The sequence below is a fragment of the Faecalibacterium prausnitzii genome (assembly GCF_019967995.1).
Taxonomy (GTDB): Bacteria; Bacillota; Clostridia; order Oscillospirales; family Ruminococcaceae; genus Faecalibacterium; species Faecalibacterium prausnitzii_E.
Map to the genome: position 1 here is coordinate 1,990,659 of NZ_CP065377.1, position 16,227 is coordinate 2,006,885.

Annotated in this window: 14 protein-coding genes; 6 read left to right on the top strand and 8 right to left on the bottom strand. The window is 61.3% G+C overall.

Annotated features, from left to right (window positions below; translation table 11 throughout):
- Positions 1 to 23: 23 nt before the first annotated feature.
- The 5 genes from I5P96_RS09825 to zapA all read right to left on the bottom strand — a co-directional run bounded on the left by I5P96_RS09825 (position 24) and on the right by zapA (position 4,843).
- Complete coding sequence (locus I5P96_RS09825; RefSeq protein WP_097792605.1) at positions 24 to 1,046, bottom strand: rod shape-determining protein; 1,023 nt, start codon at positions 1,044 to 1,046, stop codon at positions 24 to 26.
- A 169-nt stretch (positions 1,047 to 1,215) separates the two neighbouring features.
- The gene (locus I5P96_RS09830) at positions 1,216 to 1,770 is read right to left on the bottom strand and encodes a Maf family protein (protein WP_223381886.1); all 555 of its coding nucleotides are present in this window, start codon (positions 1,768 to 1,770) and stop codon (positions 1,216 to 1,218) included.
- Position 1,771: 1 nt separating this feature from the next.
- Complete coding sequence (gene dut / locus I5P96_RS09835; RefSeq protein WP_223381888.1) at positions 1,772 to 2,218, bottom strand: dUTP diphosphatase; 447 nt, start codon at positions 2,216 to 2,218, stop codon at positions 1,772 to 1,774.
- Between the two features lie 143 nt (positions 2,219 to 2,361).
- Positions 2,362 to 4,431 carry a U32 family peptidase gene (locus I5P96_RS09840; RefSeq protein WP_223381890.1) on the bottom strand — a complete coding sequence of 690 codons (2,070 nt, stop codon included), beginning with the start codon at positions 4,429 to 4,431 and terminating at the stop codon, positions 2,362 to 2,364.
- A complete protein-coding gene (gene zapA, locus I5P96_RS09845) occupies positions 4,418 to 4,843 on the bottom strand; it encodes a cell division protein ZapA (RefSeq protein WP_097792609.1) in 426 nt (141 codons plus the stop codon). Before zapA ends, I5P96_RS09840 begins: the two co-directional genes overlap by 14 nt.
- A gap of 449 nt (positions 4,844 to 5,292) precedes the next feature.
- On the opposite strand from zapA, the gene I5P96_RS09850 reads away from it, so the two are divergent.
- The 6 genes from I5P96_RS09850 to I5P96_RS14245 all read left to right on the top strand — a co-directional run bounded on the left by I5P96_RS09850 (position 5,293) and on the right by I5P96_RS14245 (position 12,966).
- Complete coding sequence (locus I5P96_RS09850) at positions 5,293 to 7,689, top strand: glycogen/starch/alpha-glucan phosphorylase (protein WP_223381892.1); 2,397 nt, start codon at positions 5,293 to 5,295, stop codon at positions 7,687 to 7,689.
- Positions 7,690 to 7,866: 177 nt separating this feature from the next.
- On the top strand, positions 7,867 to 9,723 hold the full coding sequence (locus I5P96_RS09855; RefSeq protein WP_097792611.1) for a glycoside hydrolase family 13 protein: 1,857 nt from the start codon (positions 7,867 to 7,869) through the stop codon (positions 9,721 to 9,723).
- A 146-nt stretch (positions 9,724 to 9,869) separates the two neighbouring features.
- Positions 9,870 to 10,319 (top strand): NfeD family protein, encoded by a 450-nt coding sequence (locus I5P96_RS09860; RefSeq protein ID WP_097792612.1) that lies wholly within the window; start codon positions 9,870 to 9,872, stop codon positions 10,317 to 10,319.
- 16 nt (positions 10,320 to 10,335) lie between these two features.
- The gene (locus I5P96_RS09865) at positions 10,336 to 11,244 is read left to right on the top strand and encodes an SPFH domain-containing protein (protein WP_179859508.1); all 909 of its coding nucleotides are present in this window, start codon (positions 10,336 to 10,338) and stop codon (positions 11,242 to 11,244) included.
- 11 nt (positions 11,245 to 11,255) lie between these two features.
- Complete coding sequence (locus tag I5P96_RS09870) at positions 11,256 to 11,732, top strand: YhcH/YjgK/YiaL family protein (RefSeq protein ID WP_223381894.1); 477 nt, start codon at positions 11,256 to 11,258, stop codon at positions 11,730 to 11,732.
- Between the two features lie 88 nt (positions 11,733 to 11,820).
- A complete protein-coding gene (locus I5P96_RS14245) occupies positions 11,821 to 12,966 on the top strand; it encodes a GNAT family N-acetyltransferase (protein WP_317850505.1) in 1,146 nt (381 codons plus the stop codon).
- 52 nt (positions 12,967 to 13,018) lie between these two features.
- Here the strand turns inward: I5P96_RS14245 and mgtE are convergent, their stop codons facing one another.
- From mgtE to I5P96_RS09895, 3 genes are all read right to left on the bottom strand, one after another.
- A complete protein-coding gene (mgtE, locus tag I5P96_RS09885; RefSeq protein WP_223381895.1) occupies positions 13,019 to 14,398 on the bottom strand; it encodes a magnesium transporter in 1,380 nt (459 codons plus the stop codon).
- A 334-nt stretch (positions 14,399 to 14,732) separates the two neighbouring features.
- On the bottom strand, positions 14,733 to 15,380 hold the full coding sequence (locus tag I5P96_RS09890) for an ABC-2 transporter permease (protein ID WP_223381897.1): 648 nt from the start codon (positions 15,378 to 15,380) through the stop codon (positions 14,733 to 14,735).
- Positions 15,377 to 16,225 (bottom strand): ABC transporter ATP-binding protein, encoded by an 849-nt coding sequence (locus tag I5P96_RS09895; RefSeq protein ID WP_223381899.1) that lies wholly within the window; start codon positions 16,223 to 16,225, stop codon positions 15,377 to 15,379. Before I5P96_RS09895 ends, I5P96_RS09890 begins: the two co-directional genes overlap by 4 nt.
- Positions 16,226 to 16,227 lie beyond the last annotated feature (2 nt).

Here is a 16,227-nt window from a genome sequence, read left to right on the forward strand (position 1 = left end):
GCCAGAGCCGTCCGCACTCTCTGTTACATATGGGGCCCGTCGGTATCCAGAACGTCATGCAGGACGTCCACATGATCCAGCACGGCACCTGCGCCCTTGGCCACGCAGTCCAACGGGTCCTCAGCCACATGCACGTCGATGCCGGTCTCGCTCTGGATCAGCTGGTCCAGACCGCGCAGCAGTGCGCCGCCGCCCGTCAGGGTGATGCCGTGGTCGATGATGTCGGCGCTCAGTTCCGGCGGGGTGCGCTCCAGCGTCTCCTTGATGGCACTGGTGATCTTCACCAGGCACTCCAGCAGAGCCTCGCGTACATCCTCGGAGTGGACGACGATGTTCTTGGGCAGGCCGTCCACCAGATTGCGGCCCTTGATCTCCATGGTCATTTCGGGGTCCAGGGGGTAAGCAGAGCCGATCTCGATCTTGATCTGCTCGGCAGTGCGCTCACCGATGAGCAGGTTGTACTTGCGCTTGATGAACGCGATGATGGCCTGGTCGAACATGTCGCCTGCCATCCGGACGCTGCGGGACGCCACGATGCCGCCCAGCGAGATGACGGCGATCTCAGCCGTGCCGCCGCCGATGTCCACGATCATGCTGCCGGTGGGCTCGCTGATGGGCAGGCCTGCACCGATGGCCGCAGCCATGGGTTCCTCGATGACGGAGACCTGGCGGGCACCAGCCTTCAGGGTCGCCTCACGCACCGCGCGGCGCTCGACTTCCGTCACGCCGGACGGGATGCAGATGACCACGCGGGGGCGGGAGAACATGCTGTTGCCGCAGGCCTTCTTCAGGAAGTTCTCCAGCAGATTGGCCGTGATGTCAAAGTCCGCAATAACGCCGTCCTTCAGGGGGCGGACGGCCACGATGCTGCCGGGGGTGCGGCCGATGACGGCCTTTGCCTCGGTGCCCACGCAGCGGACCTCATCGGTCTTGGTGTCCACCGCCACAACGGACGGCTCGCGCATGATGATGCCCTTTCCCTTCATGTAAACCAGGGTGTTGGCTGTACCCAGATCAATGCCAACGTCTTTTGAAAACAAACTCATAATGAAGCTCTCCTTCGTATTTCCGGTCTATCCAAAACGCAGGGCGGCGCAAACCAGTCTGCCGCCGATCGCAGAATAACACGACTATATTATAGCCGCAAGCAGAAGTTTTCTCAAGCGTTTTTACAGGTTTTTCCGGATTTTTTCATAAATCTCCGCGCCAAGCCGCTCAAAATCGCTCCAGCAGCCGGATGGTGCGGCTGACGGGCAGCCCCATGATGGTGTAATAGTCGCCCTCGATGCGGTCCAGCCAGAGGGCCGCGCGGCCCTGGATGGCATAGGCACCGGCCTTGTCGTAGGGTTCTTCGGTGGCGGCATAGCGCTCGATCTCCGCTTCGGAGATGGGGAAGAACTTCACGCGGCAGGTGTCCACGAAGCTCTCGGTGCGGGTGCCGTCCGAGATGCAGACACCTGTGTGGACCTCGTGCACCGCACCGGAAAGGGCCCGCAGCATCCGTCTGGCGTCCTCCACGCTGTGGGGCTTGCCGAACACTTCCCCTTTCACGTCCACGACGGTGTCGCAGCCGATGACCACCGCGCCGGGGTGCTGGGCCGAGACTGCCTGGCACTTGCCCCGCGCCAGCATTTCCACCAGCTCAGCAGGGGTGTCGGCGGTCACGGTGCTCTCGTCAAAATCGCTGGCGCAGACGGTAAAATCGGTGGTGTACAGGCTCAGCAGCTCTCTGCGCCGGGGGCTGCCGGAGGCCAAAATCAGTTGTTTCATTTTATTTTCCCGTCGAGCCGAAGCCGCCCTCGCCGCGCTGGGTGCCGCCCAGCTCCTCCACCTGCGCAAAGGCTGCGGTGTACACCGGCGCGATGCAGAGCTGCGCCACCCGCTCACCGGGCTGGATGGTGTAGGCCTCGCCGCCCAGATTGACCATGGGCACCTTCAGTTCCCCGCGATAATCGCTGTCCACGACACCGACGCCGTTGGCCATGCACAGGCCGTGCTTGATGGACAGGCCGCTCCGGGCATAGACCAGCGCCACGCAGTGAGCGCCGGGCAGCTCGATGGCAAGGCCGGTAGGCACCAGCACCCGCTGCATGGGGGCCACGGTCAGGGGTTCGTCCAGCACAGCGCACAGGTCGGCTGCGGCCGCGCCCGGCGTCGCGTAGGCGGGCACCTTCGCCCGCGCATCCAATACTTTATAGTTTACCGTGATGGGTTCCATTTTATTCTCCATTTCGCCTGCCCGCTGCCGCAGGGCCCGGCATCTTCTGTTTTGCTCGATCTCATTCAGACAGCTCCGGCTTCACCGGCCTGCCAAGGGCTCCCCTTTTAGGGGAGCTGGCACGCGAAGCGTGACTGAGAGGCTCAATTCGTTCCTTTGAAATACAGCCCGCGGGTGAACTCGCCCTCGAACGGGGCATGCTGGCGGATGCTGTCCAGAATGGCGGCGGCCTCCTCGCGGGTCTCCAGCGTGAAATAGGCCACGCCGTAGTCCACCGTCAGGGCACCGGGTTTGTCGCCCATGTAGATGGGCACCGGATTATAAATAGTACGCACTCCCATGCCGCAGCGCACCGGGAACTTTTTGGCCTTGCGGTCGGTCAGCAGGCCGGTCTTGTCGCAGTGGGCGCAATCGTGGATGTTCTGCAGCGGGCAGGCGCGGGTGACCATCAGCGGCATGTGGCCGTAGACGATCACGCCCGTGGGCACCGGCTGGCCGTTCTGCGCCGGGGCAATGGACGTGATGTCGCTGTCCTTGACCTCCGGCAGGATGAGGATGGCGTTCAGGCCGTGGTCGGCATAGAACTGAGCCGACAGCTGGTTGGTCACATTCAGGCCGAAACCGCCGGAGAGCGGCAGGCCGCGGCACATCCGCAGGTGGGCGATGTTGCCCGCCTCGTAGCCCGCAAACCCGGCCTCCTGCGTCGCCGCGATGCGGCGGGCGGTGTCCGCTTCCAGCGCGCCGAACATGACGCGGGGCAGTTCGAGGATGGTCTTGCTGCGCCACGCACGGGGGACGCGGTCTGCCTGCGCGATGGGCAGGATGAGCGCTTCGATGCCGGAGAGCGCCTGTTCCGGCACCTGGTCCCAGCTCTCGAACCGGGCGCGGAGCGTCCGATGGGGCGGCAAAGTGCGCTGCGGCAGCGGAGCCAGCTCCACCTCGTGCATCGGCCAGGGGCGCAGGGTCTCGCGCTTCTGCTGCAGGCCCTCCAGCGCGGTGCGGCGCAGCTCATTGACGGCGCTGCCCGGCACGAACCACGGCCCGCCGTCCATCTCCACGTCGATCTTCTCCACCGCAAACGGTGTGCCGCCCGTCTTGGACAGGCTGCGCTGCAAGCTCTCGGTGGGGTCGGTGCGGGCGGGCTGGGGTTCGGCGTCGCCGTAGGCAAAGGCGCGGTTGCCGTCTGCATCGGTGACGGTCAGCTTCTCGCCGCCCTCCTCGATCTCCAGCTTCATCTTCACCGGCACGCGGGAGCGCTCCCGGCGGTACAGCTCCCGCAGGGCGGGCAGGGTCTTCCGGGTCAGTTCCGCGTCGGCCTCACTGCGGACGCCAAACATCGTGCCGTCGATCTTGCCATCCAGATAGCCGGACGTGAAACCGGACCGGCTGAACGCATTCTTCAGCAGGTCGCGGTCATAGGCGCGGCCTTCGCGGCCCGCCAGGCAGGCATTGACCGCCGCCGCCACGTATTCCGGTGTGCGCAGACGGCCCTCGATCTTGGCCGAGGCCACGCCGATGGCCTGCAGCCTGTCCAGCTTGTCGATGACGGAATTGTCCTTCAGGGACAGGTGATGCAGGCGGCCCGGCCTGCCCTCCGGCAGGGGGTTCGCCTCAAACGGCAGGCGGCAGGGGCCTGCGCAGGAGCCGCGGTTGCCGCTGCGCCCGCCCAGAAAAGCCGACATGTAGCACTGGCCGCTGACGCACATGCACAGCGCCCCGTGGACGAAGCACTCGGTCTCGATGCCGCAGTTCCGGGTGATGGCTTCCACCTCCGGCAGGCTCAGCTCGCGGGCCAGCACCACGCGGGTGAAACCCAGGTCCTTCAGCTCCAGCGCGCCCTGCAAGGTGTGGACGCTCATCTGGGTGGAGCCGTGGCGGGGCAGTTCCGGGGCGATCTCCCCGATGAGCTTTGCCACCGCCAGGTCCTGGCAGATGACGGCATCCGCGCCGCTGGCGGCCACGGCCCGCACGGCATCCGCCAGCTGGGCCAGTTCGGTGCCGTAAACGGTGGTGTTCAGCGCCACATGCACCTTGACCCCACGCACATGGCAGAAGCGGACGGCCTCCTTCAGGCTGTCCGCATCAAAGTTTCCCGCGCTGGTGCGGGCGTTGAAGCCCGAAAACCCCAGATACACGGCGTCCGCACCGCTGAACACGGCGGCATGGAGCATCTCTTCACTGCCCACTGGGGCAAGGATCTCAATCTTCGACATTCTGTTCCCTCTGTTTTTCCTGTTCCTGCTCGGTCTGCGCGGCCTTTTCGCGGTCCTGTTTTGCCTTCAGGCGGGCCAGCTGCTCCCGCAGGGCTGCATTTTCGCGTCGGAGCGTCTCATTCTCCGCTTTTGCCTTATCCTCCGCGAGCTTCGCATGGGCTGCATCCGCGATATAGCTCTGGATCTGGCTGCGCATGTTCTCGGCGCTGCCGGTGCTCTTTTTGTACTCGTCCAGATAGTCCATGGCGCAGAACACTGCCGCCTTGGTCACCGAAAGGTTTTCGTTTCCGTCCAGCAGCTTTGCGATATCCTCGTCCAGCTTTTTGGCCAGAGAGGTGATATACTTTTCCGAATCCGTCGTTGCGATCGCATAGGGCGCGCCCGCAATGTTCACTCGCACTTTATTAACCATCGTATCCTCACTTTGCACGCCGCATGGCCTCTGCACGGCGGGAGCGGTTCCGAGTTTCCCGGTTTTTCGGACGCATTTTCGGGATCTTCGGGCACAAACCCGCCTGCGCCCGAAAACCGGGGCGCGGCTTTTTCGTTCTGAGCGGAATTTCTCTCCGAATTGCCGGGGTGCCGCCGTTCTCCTGCAGCAGCTCCCGGCCCGCTGTACCCTTATTATAATATAAATGGAGCGCAAGAAAAAGTGCTAAATTTGAATTTTTAGCAGATTTGTCAGAAAGAGGGGTCCAAAAATAGCAGTAACGGCAAAAATTGGCTCTTTTCCTTGCATTCATGCGCAGAACTGATTATAATATCATTGTTGTGTAGCAGGGCTGAGGGAAAGAGGAGAGTTTCCCTGCTGCGTTCAAATTCAGAAAGAGCACCCGTGAGTGTGCGGATAGGAGTTCCTTTATGACTACGAAAGAATTTGCAAAAATTCTTCAGGACAAGCTGACCAGCGAGTACGGCGTGGATCTGAGCGTTGCTTCCAATCAGCAGATCTATCGTTCCCTTGCTCTGATCTGCCGCCAGATGATGAGTGAGAACCACAAAAAGTTCCAGTCCAAGGCGATCGGCACCGGCTCCAAGCAGGTTTATTACCTGTGCATGGAGTTTCTGATGGGCCGCAGCCTGAAGATGAGCCTGTTCAATCTGGGCCTGAACGATGTGGCACAGCAGACTCTGGCCGCTGCTGACATCAACATCGACGGCATCTTCGAGGAAGAGCCCGATGCCGGTCTGGGCAACGGTGGTCTGGGCCGTCTGGCAGCCTGCTATCTGGACGGCATGGCCACCACCGGCATCTGCGGCACCGGCTACTCCATCCTGTATGAGTACGGCATCTTCAAGCAGAAGATCGTGGACGGCTGGCAGCAGGAGCGCGCCGACAACTGGCTGCCCGGCGGTCAGGTCTGGCTGAAGAGCCACCCGGACCAGGCCATCGAGGTCCGCTTTGACGGCGAGATCCACGAGAACTGGGATCACGGCTTCCATTATATCCAGCACACCAACTACAACAGCGTCATGGCGGTTCCTTCCGACATGTACGTGCAGGGCTACGACGGAAAGGGCGTTGCCAAGCTGCGCCTGTGGCAGGCAAAGGCCCCGGACTTTGATATGTCCAGCTTCTCTCTGGGCAATTACAACACGGCCATGAGCAAGAACGCCAACGCCGAGCTGATCTCCAAGGTCCTCTACCCCAACGACAACCACGTCGAGGGCAAGATCCTGCGCCTGCGCCAGCAGTACTTCCTGTCTGCCGCTTCCATCGGCGACATCGTCCAGAATCACCTGGCTACCTACGGCACCCTGGAGAACCTGGGTGACAAGGTGGCCATCCAGCTGAACGATACCCACCCGACCCTGGCCATCCCCGAAATGATGCGCATCCTGCTGGACGAGTGCGGCTTTGGCTGGGACAAGAGCTTCGACATCTGCCAGAAGGTCTTCGCCTACACCAACCACACCGTCATGGCCGAGGCTCTGGAAAAGTGGAACGTAGACATCTTCAAGATGACTCTGCCCCGCATCTACCAGATCGTGGTCGAGATGAACCGCCGCGCCCGCGAAGAGCTGGAGAAGGCATTCCCCGGCGACGAGGGCAAGATCAACTACATGGCCCTGATCGGCGACAACCAGGTCCGCATGGCCAACATCTGCGCTTATACCTCGCACAGCATCAACGGCGTGTCCAAGCTGCACAGCGAGATCATCAAGGACAGCGTCTTCCACGATTACTACCTGTTCAAGCCGAAGGCGTTCAAGAACGTGACCAACGGCATCGCTTACCGCCGCTGGCTGCTGGCCTCCAACCCGGAGCTGTGCAAGCTGCTGGATGAGACCATCGGCGACGGCTACAAGCACGACGCTGCCGACCTGAGCAAGCTGAACAAGTATGCTGACGACAAGACCGTGCTGAAGAAGCTGAACGAGATCAAGCTGGACAACAAGAAGAACTTCGCCGCTTATCTGGAGAAGAGCACCGGCCAGTCCATCGACCCGAACTCCATCTTCGACTGCCAGGTCAAGCGGATGCACGAGTACAAGCGCCAGCACCTGAACGCGCTGAACATCGCTGCTCAGTATCTGTATCTGAAGGAGAACCCCAACGCCGACTTCATCCCCAAGACCTACATCTTCGGCGCAAAGGCTGCTCCCGGCTACTACATGGCCAAGCAGATGATCCGCATGATCTGCAAGCTGGGCGACCTCATCAACAACGACCCCGTCGTCCGCGAAAAGCTGCGCGTGGTCTATCTGGAAGAGTACTGCGTCTCCCTGAGCGAGCACCTGATGCCCGCTGCCGAGGTCTCTGAGCAGATCTCTCTGGCAGGCACCGAGGCTTCCGGTACCGGCAACATGAAGTTCATGCTGAACGGTGCCATCACGCTGGGTACCCTGGACGGTGCCAACGTCGAGATCGCCGATGCCGCTGGCAAGGAGAACGAGCTGATCTTCGGTATGCTGACGCCTGAGGTCAACAACCTCAAGCAGGTCGGCTATCACCCCAACGCCTTCATCATGGGCGACGATGTGGCCAACGCAGCCCTGAACTTCCTGGAGCGCGGCTGGAACGGTGAGAACTTCCACGAAGTCACCGAGAACCTGCGCAGCAGCGACCCGTACATGGTCATGGCCGACTTCAAGGATTACCGCCGTGCACAGGCCGACCTGCAGCGTCTGTATGCCGACCGTGAGGCCTGGGCCCGCATGAGCCTGAAGAACATCGCCAACAGCGGCATCTTCAGCGCCGACCGTTCCGTCCTGGATTACGCCCGCGATATCTGGAACGCACCTGTCGTAAAATAAACCGTCTTATCGATCAACTTCTCCGTCTCGCTTCCGCTCGCCAGCCCCCCTGATCGGGGTGCCTCTGGCGAAGAGAAGAAACTCTTCGCATTGACGGAAAGGTTTAACCTCATGATACCAAAAGCTCCGGACTGTACAACGGCTCCGGAGCTTTTTTCGAGAAAGGAACGACCCGACTTGTCTTGCCTGTTCAACAGCTACGATCCCTATTTCAAGCAGCCCTTCGGTGCCGTGCGGGCCGGGCAGAGCGTCCGGCTCTCCCTCTGCATCCCCGAAGAACTCGGCTATGTGGACCCGCACCTCGTCCTTCAGAAAGAGGGCCGGTTCGACGTGCCGGTGTACTACCGGATGAACTTCAACGGCCAGACCCCCAAGCAGAACCATTTCTCGGTCGAAGTCACCCTCAACGACCCCGGCCTCTACTTCTACTATTTTGACCTCTATACCGACTTCCGCCGCATCGTGCGCGGGCCGGACAACTGCGGCATGGTCAGCTGGCAGGACGGTGAGAAATGGCAGATCACGGTCTACGATGCCGCCTTCGAGACGCCGGAGTCCATCAAGGGCAAGGTATTCTACCAGATCTTCCCGGACCGCTTCTGCGAAGGGGTGGAGAACAAGCCCATGCCCTTCCCGGACCGCATCTATCAGGCCGACAAACACGCCGAACCCTTCTGGCAGCCCAACGAGGTGGGCGGCCACCTGAACGAGGACTACTTCGGCGGCGACCTGAAGGGCATCCAGCTCAAGCTGCCCTACCTACACGAGATGGGCGTGGATTTCCTCTACCTGAATCCCATCTTTGAGGCCCACTCCAACCACCGCTACAACACCGCCGACTACCTCAACGTAGACCCCCTGCTGGGCACCAACGAGGAGTTCGAGGCGCTGTGCGCCGAGGCGAAGAAGTACGGCATCGGCATCGTGCTGGACGGTGTGTTCAGCCACACCGGTTCCGACAGCCGCTATTTCAACCGCGAGGGCCGCTACGGCGAAGGCGGCGCTTACCGCGACCCCAGCTCCCCGTACCGCAGCTGGTACGATTTCGACCCGAAGTACAAGGGCGGCTACCGCAGCTGGTGGGGCTTCGAGACCCTGCCCGAAGTCAACGAGGAGACCCCCTCTTACGTCGAGTTCATCACCGGCGTGGGCGGCGTCATCGATACCTGGCTGCGGCGCGGTGCCGCCGGTTTCCGGCTGGATGTGGCCGACGAGCTGCCGGATGAGTTCATCGAACAGATCCGCACCGCCGTCAAGCGGGTCAGCCCCGAAAAGTTCCTGCTGGGCGAAGTCTGGGAGGACGCCACCACCAAATACGGCTTCAACCAGCGCCGCACCTACCTGCTGGGCAAGGGGCTGGACAGCGTGATGAACTATCCGTTCAAGAATGCCGTGCTGGATTTCGTCAAGGGCAAGCCCGCCGAGCAGGCTGCCAACGAGATCCTGACCATCTGCGAGCACTACCCTGCCCCCGCCATGGACACGGCGCTGAATTTCCTCTCCACCCACGACACCGAGCGCGCCCTGACCGTCATCGCCGACGAGCCCGCCAACGGCCGGGGCCGGGAATGGCAGAGCGGCCGCTGTGTGACCGGCGACGCCTACGAGGAGGGGCTGCTCCGGCTCCGGATGGCCTACGCCATCATCTACACCCTGCCGGGTGTGCCCTGCCTGTACTACGGCGACGAGATCGCCATGCAGGGCTACCGCGACCCGTTCAACCGGGCCTTCTTCCGCTGGGACGCCCACGAGCAGCGTCTGCGCCCCGTTCTGGCACAGCTGGCCCAGCTGCGCCACACCTGCGAGGCGTTCCGCACCGGCAAGCTCAACGTCCTGCGGGCCGAGGGCGGCATCCTGCACTACCAGCGCATCGGCGAGGCGGAGACGGCGGAGATCATCGTCAACCGCACCGAACACATCATCGTGGAGACGCTGGCCAGCGGCAAGAGCACCGAAGTGAACCCCATGGGCTTCACCATCGTGGTGGAAGAGGTCGGCCACAACCCGAACCACAGCTACTACGATTATATCTGACCCTCAACGAACAAGGCCCGTGGGATCGCAAGACCGCGGGCCTTGTTTTCTTAAATCAGGACATCTTGTAATCCCGCCCTCGTTATTATATAATAAACGAAAAGAGGCCCTTCGTCTCGTTTTCATCTGCAAGGGAGGGAGTATCTATGCCCATTGACCCCATCTTCTGGCTCATCGCAGCCATCGGCTTTCTGGTGCTGGAGGGAATGACCTTCAGCATGGTATCCATCTGGTTTGCAGCGGGCAGTGCGGCTGCTCTGCTGAGCTGCCTGTTCTGGCCGTCGTTCCGGGTGCAGGCGGTGGTGTTCATCGTGGTCAGCATCCTCTGCCTGGCGGCGTTCAAGCCGCTGGCCGACAAGCTGCGCCGGAAGCACACCCCCACCAACGGCGACCGCAGCCTTGGCCGCGAGGCAAAGGTCCTGACCCCGGTCTCCGCCGGGAAGACCGGCCGTGTCCGGCTGGACGGCGTGGACTGGAACGCCCGCTGCGCCACCCCCGGCGACGCACTGGAGCCGGGCCAGACCTGCCGTGTGACCGAGATCCACAGTACCCTGCTCATCGTGGAGCCTGTCCTGACCGAATCATCCACCCACTGAAAAAAGGAGCGTCCCTATGCCCATCATGCTGTTTGTGATCCTTGCACTGGTCTTCGTCATCCTTCTCATCGTCATCACCAACATCGTCATCGTGCCCCAGTCCATGACCTACGTCATCGAGCGGCTGGGCAGCTACTCCGACAGCTGGAGCGCCGGCCTGCACGTCAAGATCCCGTTCGTGGAGCGGGTGGCCAAAAAGGTCAGCCTGAAGGAGCAGGTCGCTGACTTCCCTCCCCAGCCGGTCATCACCCGCGACAACGTCACCATGCAGATCGACACCGTGGTCTTCTTCCAGGTCATGGATGCCAAGCTCTACACCTACGGCGTCAACCAGCCCATCGCGGCCATCGAGAGCCTGTCTGCCACCACCCTGCGCAACATCATCGGTGAAATGGAGCTGGACCACACCCTGACCAGCCGCGATGTCATCAACGGCAAGATCACGGCCATTCTGGACGAAGCCACCGACAAGTGGGGCATCAAGGTCAACCGCGTCGAGGTCAAGAACATCATCCCCCCGCGTGAGATCCAGGAGGCCATGGAAAAGCAGATGAAGGCCGAGCGCGAGAAGCGCGCCGTCATCCTGAAGGCCGACGGTGAAAAGCAGGCCGCCATCACCGCCGCCGAGGGCGAAAAGGAAGCCGCCATCCTCCGCGCCGACGCCGTCAAGCAGCAGCGCATCCTCGAAGCCGAGGGCGAGGCACAGGCCATCCTCGCGGTGCAGCAGGCCAACGCCGACGCCATCCGCCTGCTGAACGAGGCCATGCCCAGCGACAAGGTGCTGGCCATCCGCAGTCTGGAAGCGCTGGCCAAGGTCGCCAACGGCAAGGCCACCAAGATCATCATCCCGTCCGAGCTGCAGAACCTCGGCGGCGTGGTGCCCAGCATCAAAGAGCTGCTGACTGACCCGAAGGACGCAGAATAAGGAGCCTGTTTATGATCTACGATACCCTGAACAACCTGCCAAACTATCTGGGCATGAGCGAAAATCTGGACGCCGTCATTGAGTTCGTCATGGCGCGGGACATCAACAACCTCCCCGCCGGAAAGACCCGCATCCTCGGCGAGAAGGCCGTCGTCACAGTCAGCACCGTGACCCCGCAGCCCGGCGACAAGACCCCCTTCGTCCGCCGGGACACCCACCTGACGCTGGAGACCGACCTCGAAGGCAGCGAGCTGTTTGAAGTCTCGCTGGGCGAGTTCAGCCCCACCAAGCCCACTGATGAGGCTGCTGACATCACGGTCGGCAGCGCGGGCACCAGCATTGCCGGGATGCTCTGCGAAGGCCGCTTCGTCCTCTATCTGGCTGGGGAGCCGTACAAGTCCGGCCTGAAGGCGCAGGGCTGCGGCAAGCTGAAAAAGGCCGTGTTCAGCATCGAGCTGGACGAGGACGCCGAAGAAACCGAAGCGTAAACCAAGACCCCTCTACGCAGCGTAGGTTGCGCAGAGGGGTTTTCTATGCTATCCTGTCTGCAACGCAAACGAACAGGAGGAATCCATTATGAATACCTATGTGACCGGAAACACCATCCGGCTGCTGCGGGAAGCCAAGGGCCTGACGCAGGCAGAGCTTGCCCGCCAGCTCCTGGTCAGCGCCAAAACGGTCTCCAAATGGGAGACCGCCAAGGGCCTGCCCGACATCTCTCTGCTGGAACCGCTGGCCGCTGCACTGGGCGTGTCGGTGCTGGAACTGATGCAGGGCGAACCGGTGGTCAACCGGAACCGTGCCGCCAATCTGCTGCGTTCCAAGCTCTACGTCTGCCCCCTCTGCGGGAACGTGCTCCACTCCACCGGTCAGGCCGTGGTGAGCTGCTGCGGCATCACGCTGCCCGCGTTGGACATCGCGGATGCCGATGACGCCGACGAGAAGCACCAGCTGACCATTGAGCGGGTGGAAGATGAACTTTTCGTTACCCTGCACCACCCCATGGAGAAGGGCCACTTCATCTCCTTCATCGCCTATCTCACCGGCGACAAGCTCCAGCTCGTCAAGCTCTACCCAGAGGGCGAAGCCAGCTGCCGGTTCCCGCTGCGGGGCACTGGAGTGCTCTATTTTTACTGCAACCGCCACGGCCTGATGAAAGCCCCAGACCTCCGCACGGCCACCCGCCGCACTCCGCCCCAGAAGATCCATCTGCGGGAGCCGGACGAGCGTGACCGCGAACAGGTCATGACGTATCGGAAGGAATTTCTCGCCCTCGGCTCCCGGATGGACGGCACCTCGGCGCTGGACCAATTCGACGATTTCGACGCCTGGCTGGCCCAGATTCGGAAACTGACCGACCCCCGCACGACGCCCGCCGGGCTTGTTCCTGCCACCGAATATCTGGCGCTGGACGAGCACGAACGCCTTGTGGGCATGACCAACCTGCGCCATCGCCTGAACGACTATCTGCTCACCTACGGCGGGCACATCGGCTACAGCGTCCGCCCCTCCGAGCGGCAGAACGGCTATGCCACCCAGATGCTCCGCCTGACGCTGGAACAGGCCAGAGCGCGCGGCATCGGGAAGGTGCGCATCTGCTGCGACCACTACAACGTCGCTTCCGCCAAAACCATCCGCGCCAACGGCGGCGTCCTCGAAGACGAACAGTTTGACCCGCAGGATGGAACCCTGACCCAGCGGTACTGGATCTCCAACAATTAAGAAACCCTCTCCGTCAAAGCCTGTCGACTTTGGCGGAGAGGGTCTTATATTATCAACCCAGATGGAACAGATCAATAAGAACGACCATGGCAAGGCCGTAATAGACCACAACGGCCACCAGATCGTTGATGGTGGTGATGAGCGGGCCGGAGGCCACAGCGGGGTCGATGTGGATCTTGTGGAACAGCATGGGGATGACCGTGCCCACCAGGCTGGAAACGACCATGGCGATGATCAGCGCCACGCCGACACAGCCGGACAGCAGGAAGGCTTCGCCCCAAGCATACGCCTTGAAGAAATGGATATAGCAGCCCAGGAAGCCCAGCGCCATCACAGCCAGCAGTGCGCCGTTCACCAGACCGACCCGCATCTCCTTCCAGAGCAGCTGGAGCTTTTTGGCGGTGGTCAGGTTCTCGTCCACCAGCACACGGATGGTCACGGCCAGCGACTGGGTGCCCACGTTGCCGGCCATGTCCAGCACCATAGACTGGAAGCAGATGACGATGGGCAGCACCGCCACCACCGACTCGAACGCACCGACGACCGAGGAGACGAGCATTCCGAGGAAGAGCAGGGCGATCAGCCAGGGCAGGCGCTTCTTCACGCTCTCGAAAACGCCCTCGTTCAGGTCCTCTTCGCTGGTCAGGCCGCCCAGTTTTGCGTAATCGTCGCCCATCTCGTCATCGACCAGTTCGACCACGTCGGACGAGGTGATGATGCCGACCAGCTTCCCCGCATCGTTCAGCACCGGGAGCGAGCGCTCGGCGTAGTCCACGATGCGGTCGATGCAGTCGCTGATCTTCTCGTGGTCGGTCACATAGGGGTACGACCGCGCGATGAGCTTTTCGAGCCGGTCGTCCGCGCGGGCAATGATGAGGTCTTTCAGGTCGATGGCACCATAGAACTTGTCGTTCTCGTCCACGACGTACAGGGTGGAGATATTGTCGTTCTCGCCCGCCTGCTTCACCAGCTCGCTCATCGCCTGCCGGATGGTCATATCCTTCCGGATGGAGATATAGTTGGTGGTCATGCTGCTGCCGATCTCATCCTCGCCGTAGGAGAGCAGCATCCGGACGTCCTCAGCGGAGTCGCGATCCAGCTGGCCGACGATCTTGGCCTTGTCCTCTTCTTCGAGGTCATCCAGCGCGTCCACCGCATCGTCCGAATCCATGTTGGAGACGACTTTCGCCGCCTTTTCCGAGGGCAGCTCTTTCAGATACGGCTCTGCATCGTCGAGGTAGGAGAAGATCTCTGCCACACGCTCGATGCCCAGCACCGGGTACAGCTTCTGGCGCTCGTCCGGCGTCAGCGCCGTCAGCGCATCGGCCAGGTCGTTTTCGTGGTAGTCGGAAAGCTTTTCCGCCAGCTCTGCCTGCGGCAGACCGCTGTGGATGAGGTTCAGGATCTCTTCCTGGTAATTCTTCTTCTGCATCTTGGTTCCCTTCCTGCCCATTCCGGGCATAAAAAATACACCGCGTCGGTCAAGCTCGACTCCTGCGGTGTATCATGGGCACATGCAGTTCAGGACGCGGCAGACTCATTCGCCTGGCCCGCATCGCAGGAGAAACGTTGTTTGGGGTGATCCGTATGGTCACTGGACATGGAAATCAAACGCCTCCTGAAACTGAGATTTGCCGTTCGGCCTCGTTATGATACTACGGCCGGGCGGATTTTTCAACCCCTTTTACAAAACTTTTACCGATTCTGAGCCGGATTTCAAGACATGATAAAACCGGAACGCATCGAAAGATACGTTCCGGCTTTTGTCACTTTTTGTATTTTCCGTACCATGTCACCGACACCCGCCAGGACACGGCATACAGGGTCAGTACCACCAGCAGAAGCACTGCGGCCAGCCAGAGGGGTACAGGCAGCGGCACACTTCCCGTGCCGTTCTGCTGCAGTTCATCCATCACGGCACCGCCGCCGCCCAGCAGGGCACCCAATCCGACAAAGGTCAGGATATAGATCATGCTGGCTTTTTCTGCCCCAAAACGGTACAGCAGCGGCAGAGAAATACCGTTGACCAGCAGGATGGCACACACACTGCCCGCCAGCAGGGACAGCACATCCTTGTCCGGAGCCGTTCCGGTGCGCAGAGGGATCACCGTTACGAACAGTCCTCCGATCACAACAGCCGCCGCAGCGCAGAACAGACCGATGAGGTACTTTTCCGCCACCAGCGTCTTTTTGCTCACCGGAAGCGTCCGGCCATACTCCACCCAACCGACACTCTGATCGTAGGCAAGCAGGTTCACCGGCAAGATGCCCAGAAAAATGGCCGCATAACTCACCGGGAACACATAGGCGCTCGATGTGCTGAACACCCACACCAGCACAAATGCAACAGTCAGGTACATGGCTTTCATACTGGTTCTGACCTGATACCAATCCTTCAACAGCAACCCTTTCATCGCATATTCTCCCCTTTCACCATCAATACAAACAGTTCCTCGATACTCACCGGTGTCAGGGTGCTGCCCAACGGGACAAGTTCCCTTTTCACCAGTGCCTCGGCCCCGTAGGCTGTCACCCGATGGCTGACGATGGCGTTTTTATCCAGCTCCTCCAATTGCCCGGCAGTGCCGTGCCAGAGGGCGTATTCTTCCCGCAGGGTGTCTTTGTCCTCGCAGAGCAGGAGCCTGCCCTTGTGCAGGAAGGCAATGGTGTCGCAGAGCTTTTCCAGATCACTGACAATGTGGGACGAGATAAGAATGGCGTGGTCTTCGTCCCGCACAAAATCCAGCAGCAGGTCGATGAGCTCATCCCGAACGACAGGGTCCAGGCCGCTGGTGGCTTCGTCCAGAAGCAGCAGCTTCGGATGGTGGGACAGTGCCACTGCAAGGCAGAGTTTCATCTTCATGCCGGTGGAGTATTCGTTATACTTTTTCTTAGCAGGCAGTTCAAAGCGCTTGCAAAATCCGGCATAGACCCCGGCGTCCCAATTGCGGTAGATGCCCGCCATCACCTTTCCCACCTGTTCGGCGGTCAGGCAGGTGGGGATGCCATCGCCGCTCAGCACCACGCCGATGTCCTCCTTGGTGCAGGGGGATGCTTCCAGGTCGTCTTTCCCCAGCACCCGGATGGTGCCGGACTCCGGTGGAAGTATTCCCAAAATCAGCTTCAGGGTCGTGCTCTTGCCCGCACCGTTCTCGCCGATGAGGCCGCAGACCGTGCCGCCGGGCAGGGTTAAATCGATAGGGCCCAGGGTAAAATCCGGATACGTTTTCTGTACGCCGTGCAGTTCCAGTGCGTTCATCT

Coding starts and splice junctions, on each gene's coding strand:
- zapA (WP_097792609.1), bottom strand. CDS start 4,843: ATGGTTAATAAAGTGCGAGTGAACATTGCGGGCGCGCCCTATGCGATC.
- I5P96_RS09840 (WP_223381890.1), bottom strand. CDS start 4,431: ATGTCGAAGATTGAGATCCTTGCCCCAGTGGGCAGTGAAGAGATGCTC.
- I5P96_RS09825 (WP_097792605.1), bottom strand. CDS start 1,046: ATGAGTTTGTTTTCAAAAGACGTTGGCATTGATCTGGGTACAGCCAAC.
- I5P96_RS09865 (WP_179859508.1), top strand. CDS start 10,336: ATGCCCATCATGCTGTTTGTGATCCTTGCACTGGTCTTCGTCATCCTT.
- I5P96_RS09895 (WP_223381899.1), bottom strand. CDS start 16,225: ATGAACGCACTGGAACTGCACGGCGTACAGAAAACGTATCCGGATTTT.
- I5P96_RS09870 (WP_223381894.1), top strand. CDS start 11,256: ATGATCTACGATACCCTGAACAACCTGCCAAACTATCTGGGCATGAGC.
- I5P96_RS09850 (WP_223381892.1), top strand. CDS start 5,293: ATGACTACGAAAGAATTTGCAAAAATTCTTCAGGACAAGCTGACCAGC.
- dut (WP_223381888.1), bottom strand. CDS start 2,218: ATGGAACCCATCACGGTAAACTATAAAGTATTGGATGCGCGGGCGAAG.
- mgtE (WP_223381895.1), bottom strand. CDS start 14,398: ATGCAGAAGAAGAATTACCAGGAAGAGATCCTGAACCTCATCCACAGC.
- I5P96_RS09890 (WP_223381897.1), bottom strand. CDS start 15,380: ATGAAAGGGTTGCTGTTGAAGGATTGGTATCAGGTCAGAACCAGTATG.
- I5P96_RS14245 (WP_317850505.1), top strand. CDS start 11,821: ATGAATACCTATGTGACCGGAAACACCATCCGGCTGCTGCGGGAAGCC.
- I5P96_RS09860 (WP_097792612.1), top strand. CDS start 9,870: ATGCCCATTGACCCCATCTTCTGGCTCATCGCAGCCATCGGCTTTCTG.
- I5P96_RS09830 (WP_223381886.1), bottom strand. CDS start 1,770: ATGAAACAACTGATTTTGGCCTCCGGCAGCCCCCGGCGCAGAGAGCTG.